Raw genomic sequence first — 16935 nt, 5'->3', positions numbered from 1 at the left:
AAGATGTTTGTGGTATTATGAAAAAAAGCTCCAGTATCCAGTCAAAGTTAGTACTTGTAACCCGATGCTAGCAAAGTATTTAATAGAGCAGTATGGTGGTGCAGATGGTGAGCTAGCAGCTGCACTTCGCTATATGAATCAACGATATACAATACCTGATAAAGTAGTAGGCTTGTTAACGGATATAGCAACAGAAGAGTTTTCTCACCTCGAAATGATTGCTACAATGATTTATAAGCTAACAAAAGATGCAACCCCTCAGCAAATTAAAGAAGCAGGACTCGCAGATCATTATGTTAACCATGATAAAGCACTGTTTTATCAAAATGCATCGGGGGTACCATTTACTGCTTCCTATATACAGGCAAAAGGGGATCCAATTGCTGATTTATACGAAGATATTGCGGCGGAAGAAAAAGCACGTGCCACATATCAATGGATAATTGACTTATCGGATGACCCTGATTTAAATGATAGTTTGATTTTTTTAAGAGAACGAGAAATTATCCATTCGCAGCGCTTTAGAGAGGCTGTAGAAATTTTAATCGAAGATGGCAACACAAAGAAAATCTTTTAACCAATTTACGCCTTTATCAAAACAGTAAAGGAGCGTGGAATTTTTAGTTTGAAGTGTATGAAAGTTTTTGTGATGACGAAGAGACATGAATGTACCCTCTCTCAAAAAAGTATTTTTTGTTCTATTGGGTAGAGACACTGCACTCTCTTCTTTACTATTTGTACACAATGACTATCCTTATTGTTATCTGAAGAACAATATAAAATACGGTTAAAATGGATTTTAAAAATTCTCTTTGCGATTTCGAATACTTTCTATTGACCGTTATAAGACAATACGGTATAATTTTTTAGTACACAACAGTTGGTTATTAGCCTAATTGTTTTGTGTATTGACGTGTGTTCGGAGGGAGGGAAAGAGAGATGTCAAAAACTGTCGTTCGCAAAAACGAATCGCTTGAAGATGCTCTTCGCCGCTTCAAACGTACTGTATCAAAAAGTGGTACAATTCAAGAAGTTAGAAAGCGCGAGTTCTACGAAAAACCTAGCGTTAAACGTAAAAAGAAATCAGAAGCTGCACGTAAACGTAAGTGGTAATTTAATTTCCCATTAAAAATCCCTACGTTCAAAACACGCAATTGTATGATTCACTGAGCAGACAATGATATACCTGGAATTAGTTGCAATTGCGATTAATTCCAGGTATTTTGCATGATGCTCTTTTTGCGGTACATATTCGAAAAAGTCGAATGAAATCACTACAGATTTCATTCGGCTTTTTTTATTTATAAGAAAACAGCAACTTTGCTAATCAGCTGAAGGGAAAAAACATACTTCATACTGTATAATAAAAATAAACTTGATTTTGTGAAACTTTTTACAAGGTCAGTCGTATATAGAGTAGAGAAGCATGTTAGAAGGGAGGGAAAAAGATGCGGAAAAGGAGAATCCTTAGCTATATTATTGTGATTTGGATGACTGTTTTGGTAGCGTTTCCACTGACTTCAGCATTTGCAAGTAGCAAGGTGTACCACGTACCGATTCATGATGAAGTTGAACGTGGACTTCACGCATTTTTAGAACGAGCTTTTAAAGAGGCTGAAGAAAACTATGCAGAAGCGATTGTACTCGATATACATACGCCTGGTGGTTTTGTCAATGCAGCAAGCGATATCGCCATGCTTATGGATGCCACTACGATACGTACGATTGCTTTTATTAACAAGGATGCCCATTCAGCAGGTGCTTTTTTAGCCTTACATGCAGATGAAATTTATATGGTTCCTAATGGAACAATTGGCGCAGCAGCAGTAATCGATTCTGCTGGCAATGCAGCTGATAATAAGGCTCATAGTGCGTGGCTCGCGCAAATGCAGGCGGCTGCCGAAACTTCTGGTCGTGATCCGAAGTATGCCTTAGCAATGGCAGATTCGACAATTGATTTGCCAGAATTTCGAGCTGGAGGCGAGAATTTATTAACATTATCGGCTTCAGAGGCTGAAAAGGTAAACTATTCAGAAGGTACTGTTGCTAATTTTCAAGAACTTTTAGCCAAGACAGATTTAAAGGGCAGTGATATTGTATCAATTGAGCCAACCTTCGCAGAAAAAATTGCTCGTTTTATTACAAACCCACTTATCGTACCTATTTTATTGTCTATTGCGAGTTTGGGGCTTGTTATGGAACTGTATTCGCCTGGGTTTGGTGTTCCAGGTATAATGGGTTTATCAGCTCTCGGATTATTTTTCTTCGGTCATATGGTAGCAGGTTTTGCAGGCTATGAAACATTATTAATTTTCATTGCAGGCTTAGCACTCGTCATTGCGGAATTTTTTGTCCCCGGAGGCATTGTTGGTATTTTAGGTGGCGTGCTTATATTACTTAGCTTGCTGCTGGCAGGTGCAAACATGATGCAAATGGTCATGGCGATTTTTATTGCGCTTGTAGTAGCCATAATAGGAATGGTGATCCTGATGAAATTTTTCGGTAAAAAAATGCATGTTTTAAACAAGTTAGTGCTCATGGATGCTACTACAACGGAAGAGGGCTATGTGTCTAACGTTAATCGCACTGAGTTGTTAGGGAAAGTTGGTATAACGTTAACACCACTTCGCCCAGCAGGTACAATTCGATTTGTGAATGAACGAATTGACGTTGTGTCAGAAGGTGGCTATGTTGATGTAGGGAAGAATGTAGAAGTGATTAAAGTAGAAGGCTCACGTATTGTTGTGAGACAAACAGAAAAAGAGATGGAGGAATAACAACATGGGAATTGATTTAGCTTTAGTGGGCCCAATAATCGGGCTAGTCCTACTATTTATTGTCGTCGCTGTATTTTTTACATTTGTACCAGTGGCGCTGTGGATTTCTGCACTAGCTGCAGGTGTCCGCGTTAGTATTTTCACATTAATCGGAATGCGCTTACGTCGTGTAATTCCTTCACGCATCGTCAATCCGTTAATCAAAGCGCATAAAGCTGGCTTACCTGTGACAATTAATCAATTAGAAAGTCACTATTTAGCAGGTGGTAATGTAGACCGTGTCGTAAATGCACTAATTGCTGCTCACCGTGCTAATATTGAGCTAACATTTGAACGTTGTGCTGCAATTGACCTTGCTGGTCGTGATGTTTTAGAAGCGGTACAAATGTCTGTTAACCCAAAAGTAATTGAAACACCATTTATTGCAGGTGTGGCAATGAACGGGATTGAAGTTAAAGCAAAGGCACGTATCACAGTTCGTGCAAACATCGAACGTTTAGTCGGTGGTGCAGGTGAAGAAACAGTTATTGCCCGTGTAGGTGAAGGTATCGTTTCGACAATCGGTAGTGCATCAAGTCATACAACAGTCCTTGAAAATCCAGATATGATTTCACAAACAGTATTATCTAAAGGCTTAGACTCTGGGACTGCATTTGAAATCTTATCGATTGATATTGCGGATGTGGATATCGGTAAAAATATCGGTGCCGAATTACAAATTGAACAAGCGCAAGCAGATAAAAACATTGCCCAAGCGAAAGCGGAAGAACGTCGTGCAATGGCTGTAGCAAATGAGCAAGAAATGATTGCCCGCGTACAAGAAATGAAGGCGAAAGTAGTAGAGGCAGAAGCAGAAGTACCACAAGCAATGGCAGAAGCTTTACGTTCTGGTAACCTTGGTATTATGGACTATATGAACTACCGTAATATTCAAGCAGATACGGCTATGCGTGACTCCATTTCAAAAGTAAGTACAGACAAATCAGACCCTAGTGAACCAAAAGCATAATTAACGGAAAGGAGCGAGTGCTAACAAATGGAACAACTTATTATAATTGCAATTATTGCCATAGTCAGCTCTCTTTTCGGAAAATCTAAAAATAAAAAAGAACAAAAACCAATGCCCCCCTTCAATAAAACTGCTCCATCACAACCTTCCGCCCAAATGGAAGTAGATGAACCAACGCATCGACGCCCAACTACTAAAAGGCAAAGCTTTGAAGACTTTGCGCGTGAATTTGTAGGGGAGCTAAAAACGGAATTTGCGACAGAAAATGACACAGAAAAACGACTGGAGCCAGTAAGAGAAAAAGTGAAGGAACATATTCCTAGTTATGTAGCCCCACCGCTTATTCCAACTGAGCAATTGAGTCGTAAAACCGAACGTCCTAGCATTGGGCGTTTGGCTGCTGAGAAAAAAGACATCTCTGTTGCAACCTCCAATAATGGATTTCAGATACCGAATTCCCAAAAAGCATTGGTGCAAGCAGTGGTGATGGCTGAAATTTTAGGCCCGCCAAAAGCAAAACGAAAATAACTAGCATGTCCTCCTTTTTCGGCGCATATATTGCCGAAGAAGGAGGCATTTTTTTATGAAAAAATTATTTCAATTAACGCCACTACTTGAATTAACACAGTATGAAACATTAAAAATTATCGGACCTTATCGCTTTTTACATGCTGACGCTACGTCGTGCTCGTTTATTTATGCTGATTATCATATTATTGTGCGTGGAAAATCTGTTGAGATAAATGCAATAAAGGAAGAAATGCTCCATCTTTCAGTAGAGGATTTGCAGGAATTACATGTAAAAATGACTAATGATATGGGTGTGAGCAAGAATGTGGAATAATCGACCAATTATAATACGTATAAAGCGCCATGAAAATGTTCATCCTTTTATTCAAGCATTACATGCACAGCAAGTACCTTTAAAGCGTGTTGTCTTTCGAGATCAGGAAGTTACATTTGAAACGAATATGGGATACTTGCCAAAAATTCGTCGCATTCGTAGTCGGTATCGGTTAAAAATGACCGTTCATTATGCTGATGAGCTTCAAGTTTTTCGGGCGCAACTTTGGACATTACTCGGGTTATTTATCATGATTTTAATCCCTTTACTTTGCGCACAAATCATTTGGCGTGTAGAAATTGAAGCGGCGACACCAGAGCTGCAACAACAAATCGAGAAAACATTTCAAGAAACATTTCATTTAGAAACGCCGATGACTAAAAAAGTATTACCGTCAGACGCTGTTATTCGGCAGAGTCTGTTAGAAAAACATCGAGACTTAGCGTGGGTGCATATTGAAAAGCAAGGTGGTCGTGTTACGCTGAGACCACAGGAATCTCCAAAAACAACAGAATTGACAACCGAAAAACTTGCAACACATTTAGTTGCTACGAAAAGCGGTGTCATAACAAACTTTAACATTCAACATGGGGAACGGAAAATTTCTGTTAATGATACAGCTTATGAAGGTGACGTTCTTGTAAGTGGTGTCATTGACAGTGGTGAAGACCATGTCTTTGTTGGGGCAAAGGGTGAGGTTTTTGCGGACTACTGGCTTGAATGCTCCTTTAAAATTCCAACAAAACTAACTATTGAATCAATGCAACAAAAGCAGTGGCGTGTAGTCGTAAAGGGGATTCATAAAGAAGCGGTTGATTATGTACAAAAGAAAGACTTACCAAATTGGCTAGATCCATATGTTTCGATTGTGGAGGAACAGCAAACAAAAACAGTGGAAATTAAATTAGATGAATCAAAAATAGATACATTGTTAATGCCACTACTACATGAAAAGATGCTTCAATCACTTCCTGCAAAAACCGTTATTAAGAAAGAAAACCTTTTACAGGCGAAGTGGGGGAATGGTACAGTTGAAGGGAAAGTTCTATTTTTAGTCAACGAAAACATTGCAAGTCCAATACAAGGGCCACAAGGAGAATGATTATGTCAGAACATTTAACTGTATTACAAGTGGATAATCCAAATGAAGCGGTGATGCTGCTAGGTATTTCCGATGCTAATATGAAATTAATTGAAGAGGCTCTTCATGTCCATATCATTACACGCGGTGAGCAAATTCAGCTTACAGGTGAAGAAGAAGCAAAAGAACAAGCAACATATCTTCTACACGCATTATTAAAAGTTATTCGCAAAGGAATTAATATTGATCAACGTGATGTAGCAACGGCAATTGAAATGACACAAAAAGGGACAATTGAATACTTTGCAGAACTTTACGATGAAGAAATTGCACGCACGACTAAAGGGAAACCGATACGTGCAAAAACAATAGGTCAACGAGAATACATACAAGCGATTCGTCACAAAGACGTTGTTTTTGGTATTGGCCCAGCTGGTACCGGAAAAACGTATTTAGCGGTAGTAATGGCTACGCAAGCGCTTAAAAATGGGCATGTAAAGCGTATTATTTTAACACGTCCTGCAGTCGAGGCAGGAGAGTCTCTAGGCTTCCTTCCAGGTGATTTAAAGGAAAAGGTCGATCCATATTTACGACCGCTCTACGATGCGTTAAACGATATATATGGCACGGAACAAACGCAACGCCTAATTGAGCGAGGAACGATTGAAATCGCGCCTTTAGCCTATATGCGTGGACGCACATTAGATGATGCCTTTGTCATTCTAGATGAAGCTCAAAACACAACACATATGCAAATGAAAATGTTTTTAACACGACTTGGATTTGGTTCAAAAATGGTTATTACTGGCGACAAAACGCAAATTGACCTTCCAAAAAATACGGAGTCTGGTTTGATTGTTGCTGAACGCACATTAAAATATGTCAATTCAATACATTTCCAAATTCTAGAACAAGGCGATGTAGTCCGCCATCCAGTCGTAGCAAAAATCATAAAAGCTTACGAAGATCAGCAACTTTAAAATAACCGCCTAAGGCGGTTATTTTAAAGTCTGTACCGAAAGCGAAGCGACAGGTACAACGAAAGAAAAAAAGTCTGTACCGAAAGCGAAGCGACAGGTACAACGAAAGAAAAAAAGTCTGTACCGAAAGCGAAGCGACAGGTACAACGAAAGAAAAAAAGTCTGTACCGAAAGCGAAGCGACAGGTACAACAAGTACGATACTGTGCTTATATTTAACCTTAGTTATCTGTAATAGAAACTAATACTTGTTAATTAGAGCGGAGGGTGGGCGACTCCTGCGGGAACAGCACAAATTGTAAGACGCAACAGACGGCGCGACAGCGACGGTTGCGGCTTACATTGTGCCCGCGGAAAGCGCCCGCCCGCAGCGGAAATTAACGGCGATAGTCATCCTTATATATAGGTTGAAGCTGATAACTTTCGAAATTATTCAGAATAACGATACTGTGCTTAAATTTAACCTTAGTTTTCTATAATAGAAACTAATACTTGTTAATTAGAGCGGAGGGTGGGCGACTCCTGCGGGAACAGCACACAATGTAAGACGCAACAAACGGCGCGACAGCGACGGTTGCGGCTTACATTGTGCCCGCGGAAAGCGCCCGCTCGCAGTCGAAATTAACGGCAATAACCTATACTAAAAATGAAGCGACAAATCCAGCAATTTATGCATATTTAAGGTTGAAAAATGAAAAATGTGACGGCTATACAAATACGTATAGCTGTTTTTTTGCTTTCTTATACATTTTTCGGGAAAAATGTTTTTTGAATTGGTATGATAGAAGATAGATAGAGGAGGTGCCGAATGGAGAAACAACTTCAAAAAATTACGGAGCTTATCGGGTTTCGCTACTTTTTGATTGTCGTTCTCATCCTTACAGGGGCATTACAGTTTACATTTATGTATGGCAATGTAAAGGGTGTTACATACGATTTTAAACCATTGCAACTTGCATCAGAAACAGTAAGATCGACGAAAACAATCGAAGATACAGTTAAGACTCAGCAGGAACGAGAAAAGGCTGCCAATGCAGTTACGCCCGTCTATCAATTTTCAGAGGACGTTGCAAAACAACGTGTAGCAATCGTGACGTCTTTATTTGATTATGTGCTTGAAGTGAAAAAGGCTGTAGATAGTAGTAAAGATCCCGATGCAGATGTCGACCAAGTGGCAAAGCTCCGCAAAAAATTAGAATCTATTGATGTTGATCAAATGCCTGTCATTTTTACAGATGCACAGCTTGAAGGCTTATTACAACAAAGTGAAACAGATTTAAAAAGAACAAGCGTACAACTTTCTAAACTTGTTCAAGAATATTTACAAAAATCAATTCGTAAAGAAAATGTGTTAGCTGCGCAAAATGATTTTGAAACAAAAATTCGTGGTCAGCGTGGCTATCCTGATAAGATTTTAAGCACAGTCATATTAATCGGACGTGCAAGTATTGTTGAAAACGAAACAATCAATGAGGAACAAACAAAAGTTAGAATAGAGCAAGCAAAGGAAGCAGTTGAACCAACGCGTATACTACAAGGTCAAATTATCGTACAGGAAGGGCAGATTATTGATAATGAGACATTTAGGCAATTAGAGTTACTTGGTATGGTGAGTAATAAAGCTTCAATGAAGCCGATTGCAGGGTTGATTATTTTAACCTTCCTTCAACTGATTTTTATGTATATTCTATTTGATCGCTGGGAAATAGAAGAACCTAAAAAGCGTAATGCATTGCTTGTCACAGTAATTGTGTATAGTTTTTCAATTCTTCTAATGAAGTTTATAAGCTTAGTGGCAGATGGTTTTGATGTGACGGTTGCATTTTTATTCCCCACGGCATTAGCAACAATGCTCGTTCGTCTGTTAGCAGATGATCGCGCAGCAGTATTAATTACCGTTATGACTGCTGCTTCAGCAGGGGTTATTTTTCAAGAAGGATATTCATCTGTGATGCAGATGGAAATTACGTTATATATTATATTTGGTGGTTTTGCGAGCCTATTCTTTATGCGTAGTGTAGAAAAGCGCTCACATATTATGCAGGCGGTTGCTGTTATATCACTTGTAAATATGGGCTTTATCGCATTTTATTTACTAATGACGCAATCATCGTATGGCTTGTCTGAGCTACTGTTTTATTTTATCGCTGCGATTTTATCGGCCCTTTTATCGGGTGCACTTACAATGGGGCTATTACCATTTTTTGAGTCGGCATTTAGTTTACTTTCGACATTGCGTTTAATTGAACTGTCTAATCCAAATCATCCATTGTTAAAAAAATTACTAATGGAAACACCTGGCACATATCATCATAGTGTAATGGTGGCAAATTTAGCTGAAGCTGCATGCGAAGCTATTGGTGCAGACGGATTACTAGCCAGAGTCGGCTGTTATTATCATGATATTGGCAAGACGAAGCGTCCAGCGTTCTTTATCGAAAATCAAATGTCAGGTATGAATCCTCACGATTCAATGCCGCCAGAAACTAGTGCAGAAATTATTATTGCACATACTACTGATGGAGCGGACATGCTAAGACGCTATAAAATGCCGCAAGAGATTATTGATATAGCGCTACAACATCATGGAACAAGTTTACTTAAATTTTTCCTTTACAAAGCAAAAGAAGAGGGAAAAGTGATTGATGAGGCAAAGTTCCGTTACCCTGGACCGAAACCACAAACAAAAGAGGCAGCCGTAATTAGTGTAGCTGATAGTGTGGAAGCGGCAGTTCGTTCAATGAAAGAACCAAATGCTGAAAAAATTCACAAGCTCGTGCGTGCTATTATTGATGACCGTGTACAGGACCATCAGTTTGATGAATGCGATATTTCGATAAAAGAGTTAAAATGTATAGAGCAAGTACTTTGTGAGACGTTAAATGGAATTTTCCATTCACGTATTGAATATCCAAAGGCAGATAAGTAGGAGGCACCAATGATTTTAACAATTGATTTTACAGATGAAACAAATGAAGTAACTGCACAACATATGGAGCTGGTAGAGAAGCTTTTACAACATGCAGCAAAAGTAGAAAAGATTGAACCTGAAACAGAAGTATCAGTAACCTTTGTGACTAACGAAGCTATCCAAGAAATAAACAGAGACTATCGCGGTAAAGACCAACCGACAGATGTGATATCGTTCGCCTTAGAGGAATTAGGTGAAGGTGAAATGGAAGTAACGTTTGAAGGGATGCCACGCATTTTGGGCGATATCATTATTTCAACAGATCGCACAAAGGAGCAAGCTGAGGAGTATGGACATTCATTTGAGCGTGAATTGGGCTTTTTAGCTGTCCATGGCTTCTTGCACTTACTTGGTTATGATCATATGGTATCAGAGGATGAAAAGGTGATGTTCGGGAAGCAAGAGGAGATTTTACAATCTTACGGCTTAGGACGTGACTAAATGGACTTACGCAAATATTTACGTTCGTTTGGATATGCTTTTGAAGGTATAATCACAGCATGTAAAGAGCAAAATTTTCAATCACATTTGCTCAGTGCGGGCATTGTTTTAATTGCTGGTTATTTCACAGGTTTATCACCAGTAGAATGGTTTATTGTGCTATTATTAATAGCACTGATGTTTGCGCTTGAAATGGTGAATACCGCTATTGAACGAGTTGTGGACTTAGCTTCAACTGACATTCACCCACTTGCTAAGCAAGCGAAAGATATTGCAGCAGGTGCGGTGCTTGTATTTGCGGTATTCAGTGCTATAATCGGTTTACTAATCTTTATACCAAAATGGTTTTAACTTGATTTTAGCAACCCTTACTTATATAAGTGAGGGAATAAATATTGAATGTGCACTAAAAGCGGTGGAGTTCAAACTTTGGCTATATTAAGGTTAGAGAATGTCGTAGATTTTAAAAGGAGTTCTTTATGAAGCTCCAAAAAATCTGGACGCAATTACACCGAGGCGTAATTGATGAGATGCCTAATGCATAAAGGCATTGATTTTGATGTAGAGGAGAATTAGCATAGATGAAGATAGATATGCATGCGTTACTAGAAGAATCTAAAAAAGCACGTGAGAAGGCATATGTGCCCTATTCAAAATTTAAAGTAGGGGCTGCGCTATTAACAAAAAACGGGGATGTCATCCATGGCTGTAATATTGAAAATGCAGGTTATAGTATGACGAACTGTGCAGAGCGTACAGCGTTTTTCAAAGCAGTCTCAGAAGGTGTTTATGATTTTGAGGCGATTGCTATTGTAGCTGATACAGAGGGCCCTTGTGCTCCATGTGGTGCGTGTCGCCAAGTAATGATGGAATTTTGTGCCCCATCTATGCCTGTATACTTAACAAATTTAAATGGTGATGTCACGGTAACGTCAGTTGGCGAGTTACTACCGTTTGCATTTACAACGGAGGATTTAGAAAATGCTGGAAAATAATACTGGCTATAAGTCAGGCTTTATCTCAATTATTGGACGACCAAATGTCGGGAAGTCTACATTTTTAAACAGAGTCATTGGTCAAAAAATTGCCATTATGAGCGATAAGCCACAAACAACACGAAATAAGGTACAAGGCGTACTAACAACAGACGATAGCCAAATGATCTTTATTGATACACCTGGTATCCATAAACCAAAGCATAAGCTAGGCGATTTCATGTTAAAAGTGTCAAAAAATACATTGCGTGAAGTAGACGTTATTATGTTTATGGTCAACGCGGAGCAAAAGCTTGGTAAGGGTGACGAGTTTATTTTAGAAATGCTTGAAGGCAATCCAACACCTGTATTTTTAGTAATTAATAAAATTGATCAAATTCACCCAGATGAATTAATGGGTATTATCGACAGCTATAAGGAGCGCTATGACTTTGCTGAAATAGTGCCAATCTCAGCTCTTCAAGGGAATAATGTTGAAAACTTACTGTCAACTTTAACGAAGTATTTACCTGAAGGACCACAGTATTATCCTGCCGACCAAGTAACAGACCACCCAGAACGCTTTATCATTTCAGAGCTAATTCGTGAAAAAGTGTTACATTTAACACGTGAGGAAATACCACATTCTATAGCAGTAGTCATTGATAAAATTCGTCGTGATGAAGAAAATGAAGAAAAGATTCGTGTTGCAGCGACAATTATTGTAGAACGTGATTCTCAAAAAGGGATTGTTATAGGTAAACGTGGGGCGCTGCTGAAAGAAGTAGGTATTCGTGCTCGTAAAGATATAGAAATGCTCCTCGGATCTAAAGTGTATTTAGAGCTTTGGGTAAAAGTGCAGAAAGATTGGCGTAATAAATCAACGCATCTTCGTGATTTTGGATTCCGAGATGATGAATATTAATTTCCTTCACTTGGCGTAAATGCTTCGTGATTATAAAATTTTTCGATTTCTTAAAGTGGACTAAGCAGTTGAAATGATGCTTTAAGCCATTTGGGAGAGAGTAAAAATGGAGCTGTCCAAATTTTGTTTGGAGAGCTCTATTTTCTTTGAAAACTCGCAAAAAAAGGAGGGGGATGGATGCTTTATAAATGGGAAGGCATTGTGCTAAAGGTTCGTGCATATGGCGAATCAAATAAAATTGTGACGCTACTAACGAGAGAGGCTGGCAAAGTGGCAACAATGGCACGAGGTGCGAAAAAGCCCTCAAGCAGATTATCTGCGGTGACACAGCCATTTACATATGGGATGTTTATGGTGCAACATCATACTGGAATGGGCACATTGCAACAAGGAGAGCATCTAAATTCAATGCGCCATATACGCGAGGATATTGTAGCAACTGCCTATGCAAGCTATATAATGGAACTGATCGAGCGTGTGGTGGAGGAAGGTAAAGCGGAGCCTTTTGCATTTGAAGTACTTCTACAGGCATTACAGGCAATTGAAGATGGCTATGATCCAGAAGCCATTACACTTTTTGTAGAGTGGAAGATGTTACCCTACACAGGTGTACAGCCAATACTACATGCTTGTGCATCATGTGGTGCAGTGGATGGAGAATTTGCCTTTTCCTTTGCACAAGGCGGGTTCCTATGTCACCGCTGTTACCAGCAAGATCCATATATTATTCGGCTCACTCCAACTCAGCTAAAGCTGATTCGCATGTTCTACACAGTACCAATTGATCAAATTGGCAAACTAGAATTGAAAAAAGAGACAAAATATTTCATAAAAAAAATTATTACAACCATTTATGAGGAACAAACTGGTATTCGCTTTAAGACAAAGAAATTTATAGAGCAATTAGAAAGAACACCTGAATTACAGTTAAGACCATCTACAGACAAAACAGAAACGCCAGAGGACAACTAATATGTCCTCTGGCATTTTTTTAAATTCGGTCCGTATTAATAGATATCCGAATCATCGTATAAATCGTAATAAGTAGCCCATTTATCTGCAATTTTCATAAACTCAACACTTAAATATGCAGTTTCACCATTTTTTCCAGTTACGTGTAATACTGCATTGCCCTCTGCTAATGGCGTTACAATCAATTTGTTGCCATTGATTATTGCTTTAACAGGTACTTTGTTTGTTGGATCTGAGCTATCCCCTAAATCCTCTAATGCCACTTGTACTGGCTCAAAATTCAAATAATCACTTGTAAATGTTAGTTCATTTGAAATTTCATAAAGATCAATACTACGTACAAAATCATACGTATACACATCTGCCGCCATGATTTGTTGTTGTGTACCATTTGTAAAAGTTAATAAGTATTGTCCATCTTGAAAAATAGATAGTGTTGTTACGTTATCTTTCGTATCAAGTGTATAGAAATCAGAAGATAATGCTTGACCATCAGCAGTTTGAATACTTACTTCTGTAGGTGTGAACGATAAATCAGTTTCATTAAGATAAAGAGGTAGATTTTCTAAATAATCTCCTTCATTTACTTCTTCTAGTGTAGCTTGCAGCTTGCCATTGATAGATTTCACATGTACTAAGAAAAAGAAATCAGTAAATTCCTCGGTATCTTCGTTAAAACCAGTGATAACCAATTTACCAGTGCCTTCTTTTAATGGCTTAATTGTAATCGTATTTGTTATTTCTTGTTCGTCATCCCAAGAGAAAATATCCTCTGCTGGCTCAATCCCGCCATAAGATGCAAAGATAAAATCTTGATTAAAATGATCTGCATGAATCATCGCATTATTTTGTGTGTTTTCAGCGCGCACTACAAAAGAAGCTAGTTGAGAACGTTTTACATAGCTTTGAGGACCAAAGGTAGTTGGTGTCGTACCTTTTGTGATGTTGTTAGCAAATAATGTTTGAATATATGGCTCGTATTCACTGCCAGCCTTTACATCTGTAAAAGGTATATCTATATCGTCTGTAATTGTTAAATCAAAGCCTTTTACAAGCATTTTGGATAGTTGACCACGTGTAATTTGTTTTGTCGGATTAAAATAACCATTAGAGCCACTAATGATTCCTGCCTCTGCAAGAGCAGCGATAGCACCATAGTTTTCATTATCAGGGGTAATATCCTTGAAGTGAGGATTTTTTACATGCACAGTATCTAGATGTAAAATGCCTGCTAAAATTTTTGCTGCCTGTGTACGAGTAATAAAATTAGCGGGTTTAAATGTACCGTCAGGATAGCCAGAAATTATACCACGCTCGGCTAAGTTAATAATTGCTTTGCCTTCCTCAGTCGATGGGTTAATATCGGGAAATAATGAAGCGGCATTAGCTGTTTGGGGGGCTATAACGATAGCGCTTGTTGCTAAAGTAGCTGCCAAAGCCATTTGATAAAAACGGTGTGTATTCAATTTGTTTCCTCCAATGAATAGATATACATTTATAGCATTGCTCTTTCTAGTAAGAATCCTTCCTATGTACAGTTTCAAACTTCCGGACGATTGATTGCGAATGGTTGGTATTACTATGTATTGTTAAAAAAACGTACTTTAACATAAAAGAATAACTATAATAATATATTTATATCAAATTGTTGAAGGTGAGAATAGAGGGAATATTATCCACTATAAAATGGAAATTATGTGGTGCATATTGAAATCGAAATAGGAAAAAAAGATTAGGAGAACGTCCGATATACAAATTAGTAAGAAAAAATTTGTTTTTTTTAGCTATACGGTGCATTAATAAAATAATAGTTGTTTTTATAAATAATAACGTTAATTTTTATTGAAATAGGTCATATATCTTAGCATTTAGTTACAACCAATAGCGAAGTTGGTTAAATTTATGAATCTAAAGAATTACTTTTTAAATGGTTTGTAATATATGCATAGTATTAACTAATCATTTCAATCCCATATACTAGTTGAAAAGGCATTTTAACCTATGATATTGTAAAGGTAAATAAAATATATATTAGTTATTTTTGCATAATTATACTAATTACATGGAAAATTAGTTTTAATTATTCTTCATTTGACACATAGATGAAAACCAAGCCTCTATCAGCAAACGTATAATAGTACGTTATTAGATTAATGCAGTCCTATGGAAAAGGGAGGGAGGTCACATAATGCTATAAATACGCGTGTGTGGCTGAATAAATGCTAAGAAAAGTGACATTAAGTATTGAGGAAGTAGAAGCAAATGATATTTTAGCAGAAGATATTTTTTCCGAGTATCGCCTATTAGCTAAAAAAGATTTAGTACTAACTGAGAGAATAATTGCATTACTTAAACTAAGAAAAGTAGAGGAATTATCAGTTTATCTATCTTCAGATTCAGTAAGAATTGTTCATGATTTAAGTTTGCAGCGAACAAGAGAGTATGAGGATGTATTTGCACCTCTTTTAGAGCAAAAAGAAGCAATTGATGAATATAAAGTAGCGGTCAATAATCTATTTATGACAACGTTAGAAAATGTTGTACACGAATTGCGTTATGGTCAAATTTTAAAAAGTACTCAGGACACAGCGTATGTTAGAGGTGTCTTTGAGCGGATTTTAGAAAAAAAACATCGCTACGATTTACTCTTACGTTTAAGAGAATGGGATGAGTACTCGTTTGTCCATTCCTTCGATGCTTTTGTACTAGGAACTATTTTTGCGCGACATCTAGGCTTAACAGAAATAGAGATGCTAGCGCGTGGTTATCTATTTCATGATATTGGCAAAGTATTTATACCACAAGAAATACTAGGCTTAAAAAGAAAGCTGTCCGAAGATGAATTTGAAATTGTCAAAACTCATACAACGAAAGGCTATGAGCTCCTATTAGAAAATGGTGAAGCAGATATCGCTTATTTAGCACGTGATCACCACGAGCGTTTTGCGGGAAAAGGATATCCGAACCAACTTTGTGCAGATGAGATGAGTGATGGCGTTCAACTATTACAAATTATTGATGTTTATTCCGCAATGACCTCAAAACGTGTATATCATTCGGGATATAACGCAACAGATGCTTTAGCTGTCCTGTATCGGGATCGACATTTATATAACGAAAAGTTTATGCATAAATTTGTAGAGTGCCTTGGCATTTATCCTGTAAACTCAGTTGTGTTGCTATCTGATAATCGGAGTGCACAAGTGGAGCTTGTCTACGATTTATTTCCAACGTTACCGAAAGTAAAATTATTAGATGAGCAAAGGTCTATGAATTTACCCCTGAATTATAGTGTGAAAATTATTAAAATGATTGATTATCGTGCAAATAGTTTTGAAGAAATTTTTAACTTATTTATCGAACAGTTAATACGTAATGATGAGAAAACTTTAAAAGTGTATTTCAATAAATTAATTGATCATTTACATCCGAAAGAAATTGTTTTAAAAATCTTCTTACCTGCCTATCGTATTCTGCGGCTGCTAACTCGAGAAATTCAAACTGATATGAAGAAATACAAAAATTCCATTCATATATTAAAGCAACTATTGGAAGAACAATTAAATGTTTTGTACATGGATTATCAGCATGAGCAAACAACCATTTTAGTCGTTGAAACTTCTATTCGTGAGAACTTTTTTATTAAACTTGTTCAGAGTATTTTGTATATTGATAAAATCGTGCCGTTCTTTATTAATCCAGGCGATGATCAACGTATAACACAACTAATGGAGCACTGTGGTGTAAATGTTGCCTACTTCATTGAGGAGGAACTGACAATCGATAAAAGAGTTCGTCCTATGCGTGAAGGCACCTTCCTATACTATTCCTTAAGTGATATTGAGGAACTATTAGTAAACTTAGTTGGTATGAATATGAAAAAGTTTTTATTTGAGGAAAAAATGCAGGAGCGTTTATTTATTTCGTTAAAAGTATAGAACATGGCCAAATCAAAACTTGAT

At 37.6% G+C, this 16935-nt stretch carries 16 protein-coding genes; 15 read left to right on the top strand and 1 reads right to left on the bottom strand.

From position 1 onward, the window contains the following. Positions 1-7 precede the first annotated feature (7 nt). From FH508_RS16040 to recO, 14 genes are all read left to right on the top strand, one after another. A complete protein-coding gene (locus tag FH508_RS16040) occupies positions 8-577 on the top strand; it encodes a manganese catalase family protein (protein WP_139860639.1) in 570 nt (189 codons plus the stop codon). A 362-nt stretch (positions 578-939) separates the two neighbouring features. Beyond that, positions 940-1113 carry a 30S ribosomal protein S21 gene (rpsU, locus tag FH508_RS16035; RefSeq protein ID WP_004227078.1) on the top strand — a complete coding sequence of 58 codons (174 nt, stop codon included), beginning with the start codon at positions 940-942 and terminating at the stop codon, positions 1111-1113. A gap of 335 nt (positions 1114-1448) precedes the next feature. Next, positions 1449-2777, top strand: coding sequence for an NfeD family protein (locus tag FH508_RS16030; RefSeq protein WP_172772088.1), 1329 nt, complete (start codon positions 1449-1451; stop codon positions 2775-2777). Positions 2778-2781: 4 nt separating this feature from the next. Continuing rightward, positions 2782-3786, top strand: a complete 1005-nt coding sequence (gene floA / locus FH508_RS16025) for a flotillin-like protein FloA (RefSeq protein ID WP_139860794.1) — start codon at positions 2782-2784, stop codon at positions 3784-3786. A gap of 27 nt (positions 3787-3813) precedes the next feature. Continuing rightward, entirely contained in the window at positions 3814-4314 is a 501-nt protein-coding gene (locus tag FH508_RS16020) for a hypothetical protein (protein ID WP_139860792.1), read from the top strand. A 55-nt stretch (positions 4315-4369) separates the two neighbouring features. Further along, entirely contained in the window at positions 4370-4630 is a 261-nt protein-coding gene (locus tag FH508_RS16015; protein ID WP_172772087.1) for a hypothetical protein, read from the top strand. Beyond that, positions 4620-5732 carry a sporulation protein YqfD gene (locus tag FH508_RS16010; RefSeq protein ID WP_172772086.1) on the top strand — a complete coding sequence of 371 codons (1113 nt, stop codon included), beginning with the start codon at positions 4620-4622 and terminating at the stop codon, positions 5730-5732. The genes FH508_RS16015 and FH508_RS16010 overlap by 11 nt, the downstream gene beginning before the upstream one ends. Positions 5733-5734: 2 nt before the next feature. Continuing rightward, the gene (locus FH508_RS16005) at positions 5735-6691 is read left to right on the top strand and encodes a PhoH family protein (protein WP_172772085.1); all 957 of its coding nucleotides are present in this window, start codon (positions 5735-5737) and stop codon (positions 6689-6691) included. Between the two features lie 807 nt (positions 6692-7498). Continuing rightward, positions 7499-9619, top strand: a complete 2121-nt coding sequence (locus FH508_RS16000) for an HD family phosphohydrolase (RefSeq protein ID WP_172772084.1) — start codon at positions 7499-7501, stop codon at positions 9617-9619. 9 nt (positions 9620-9628) lie between these two features. Continuing rightward, positions 9629-10102 carry an rRNA maturation RNase YbeY gene (gene ybeY / locus FH508_RS15995; protein WP_172772083.1) on the top strand — a complete coding sequence of 158 codons (474 nt, stop codon included), beginning with the start codon at positions 9629-9631 and terminating at the stop codon, positions 10100-10102. Next, positions 10103-10453, top strand: a complete 351-nt coding sequence (locus tag FH508_RS15990; RefSeq protein WP_172772082.1) for a diacylglycerol kinase family protein — start codon at positions 10103-10105, stop codon at positions 10451-10453. It begins immediately after the preceding gene. A 230-nt stretch (positions 10454-10683) separates the two neighbouring features. Then, positions 10684-11097, top strand: a complete 414-nt coding sequence (locus FH508_RS15985; protein ID WP_172772081.1) for a cytidine deaminase — start codon at positions 10684-10686, stop codon at positions 11095-11097. Next, positions 11084-12001, top strand: a complete 918-nt coding sequence (gene era, locus FH508_RS15980) for a GTPase Era (RefSeq protein WP_172772080.1) — start codon at positions 11084-11086, stop codon at positions 11999-12001. The genes FH508_RS15985 and era overlap by 14 nt, the downstream gene beginning before the upstream one ends. 177 nt (positions 12002-12178) lie before the next feature. Next, a complete protein-coding gene (gene recO / locus FH508_RS15975; protein ID WP_172772079.1) occupies positions 12179-12973 on the top strand; it encodes a DNA repair protein RecO in 795 nt (264 codons plus the stop codon). Between the two features lie 35 nt (positions 12974-13008). On the opposite strand, the gene FH508_RS15970 is transcribed toward recO, so the two are convergent. Next, complete coding sequence (locus FH508_RS15970) at positions 13009-14439, bottom strand: S-layer homology domain-containing protein (RefSeq protein ID WP_172772078.1); 1431 nt, start codon at positions 14437-14439, stop codon at positions 13009-13011. A gap of 753 nt (positions 14440-15192) precedes the next feature. On the opposite strand from FH508_RS15970, the gene FH508_RS15965 reads away from it, so the two are divergent. After that, on the top strand, positions 15193-16911 hold the full coding sequence (locus FH508_RS15965; protein WP_172772077.1) for an HD-GYP domain-containing protein: 1719 nt from the start codon (positions 15193-15195) through the stop codon (positions 16909-16911). Positions 16912-16935: the final 24 nt, after the last annotated feature.

The sequence above is a fragment of the Lysinibacillus sp. CD3-6 genome, assembly GCF_006351725.2.
Lineage (GTDB): Bacteria > Bacillota > Bacilli > Bacillales_A > Planococcaceae > Lysinibacillus.
The sequence above is the reverse complement of the archived record's forward strand: the minus strand, read 5'-3'. Positions and strand labels throughout refer to the sequence as shown.

Coding starts and splice junctions, on each gene's coding strand:
- rpsU (WP_004227078.1), top strand. CDS start 940: ATGTCAAAAACTGTCGTTCGCAAAAACGAATCGCTTGAAGATGCTCTT.
- FH508_RS16030 (WP_172772088.1), top strand. CDS start 1,449: ATGCGGAAAAGGAGAATCCTTAGCTATATTATTGTGATTTGGATGACT.
- floA (WP_139860794.1), top strand. CDS start 2,782: ATGGGAATTGATTTAGCTTTAGTGGGCCCAATAATCGGGCTAGTCCTA.
- FH508_RS16020 (WP_139860792.1), top strand. CDS start 3,814: ATGGAACAACTTATTATAATTGCAATTATTGCCATAGTCAGCTCTCTT.
- FH508_RS16015 (WP_172772087.1), top strand. CDS start 4,370: ATGAAAAAATTATTTCAATTAACGCCACTACTTGAATTAACACAGTAT.
- FH508_RS16010 (WP_172772086.1), top strand. CDS start 4,620: ATGTGGAATAATCGACCAATTATAATACGTATAAAGCGCCATGAAAAT.
- FH508_RS16005 (WP_172772085.1), top strand. CDS start 5,735: ATGTCAGAACATTTAACTGTATTACAAGTGGATAATCCAAATGAAGCG.
- FH508_RS16000 (WP_172772084.1), top strand. CDS start 7,499: ATGGAGAAACAACTTCAAAAAATTACGGAGCTTATCGGGTTTCGCTAC.
- ybeY (WP_172772083.1), top strand. CDS start 9,629: ATGATTTTAACAATTGATTTTACAGATGAAACAAATGAAGTAACTGCA.
- FH508_RS15990 (WP_172772082.1), top strand. CDS start 10,103: ATGGACTTACGCAAATATTTACGTTCGTTTGGATATGCTTTTGAAGGT.
- FH508_RS15985 (WP_172772081.1), top strand. CDS start 10,684: ATGAAGATAGATATGCATGCGTTACTAGAAGAATCTAAAAAAGCACGT.
- era (WP_172772080.1), top strand. CDS start 11,084: ATGCTGGAAAATAATACTGGCTATAAGTCAGGCTTTATCTCAATTATT.
- recO (WP_172772079.1), top strand. CDS start 12,179: ATGCTTTATAAATGGGAAGGCATTGTGCTAAAGGTTCGTGCATATGGC.
- FH508_RS15965 (WP_172772077.1), top strand. CDS start 15,193: ATGCTAAGAAAAGTGACATTAAGTATTGAGGAAGTAGAAGCAAATGAT.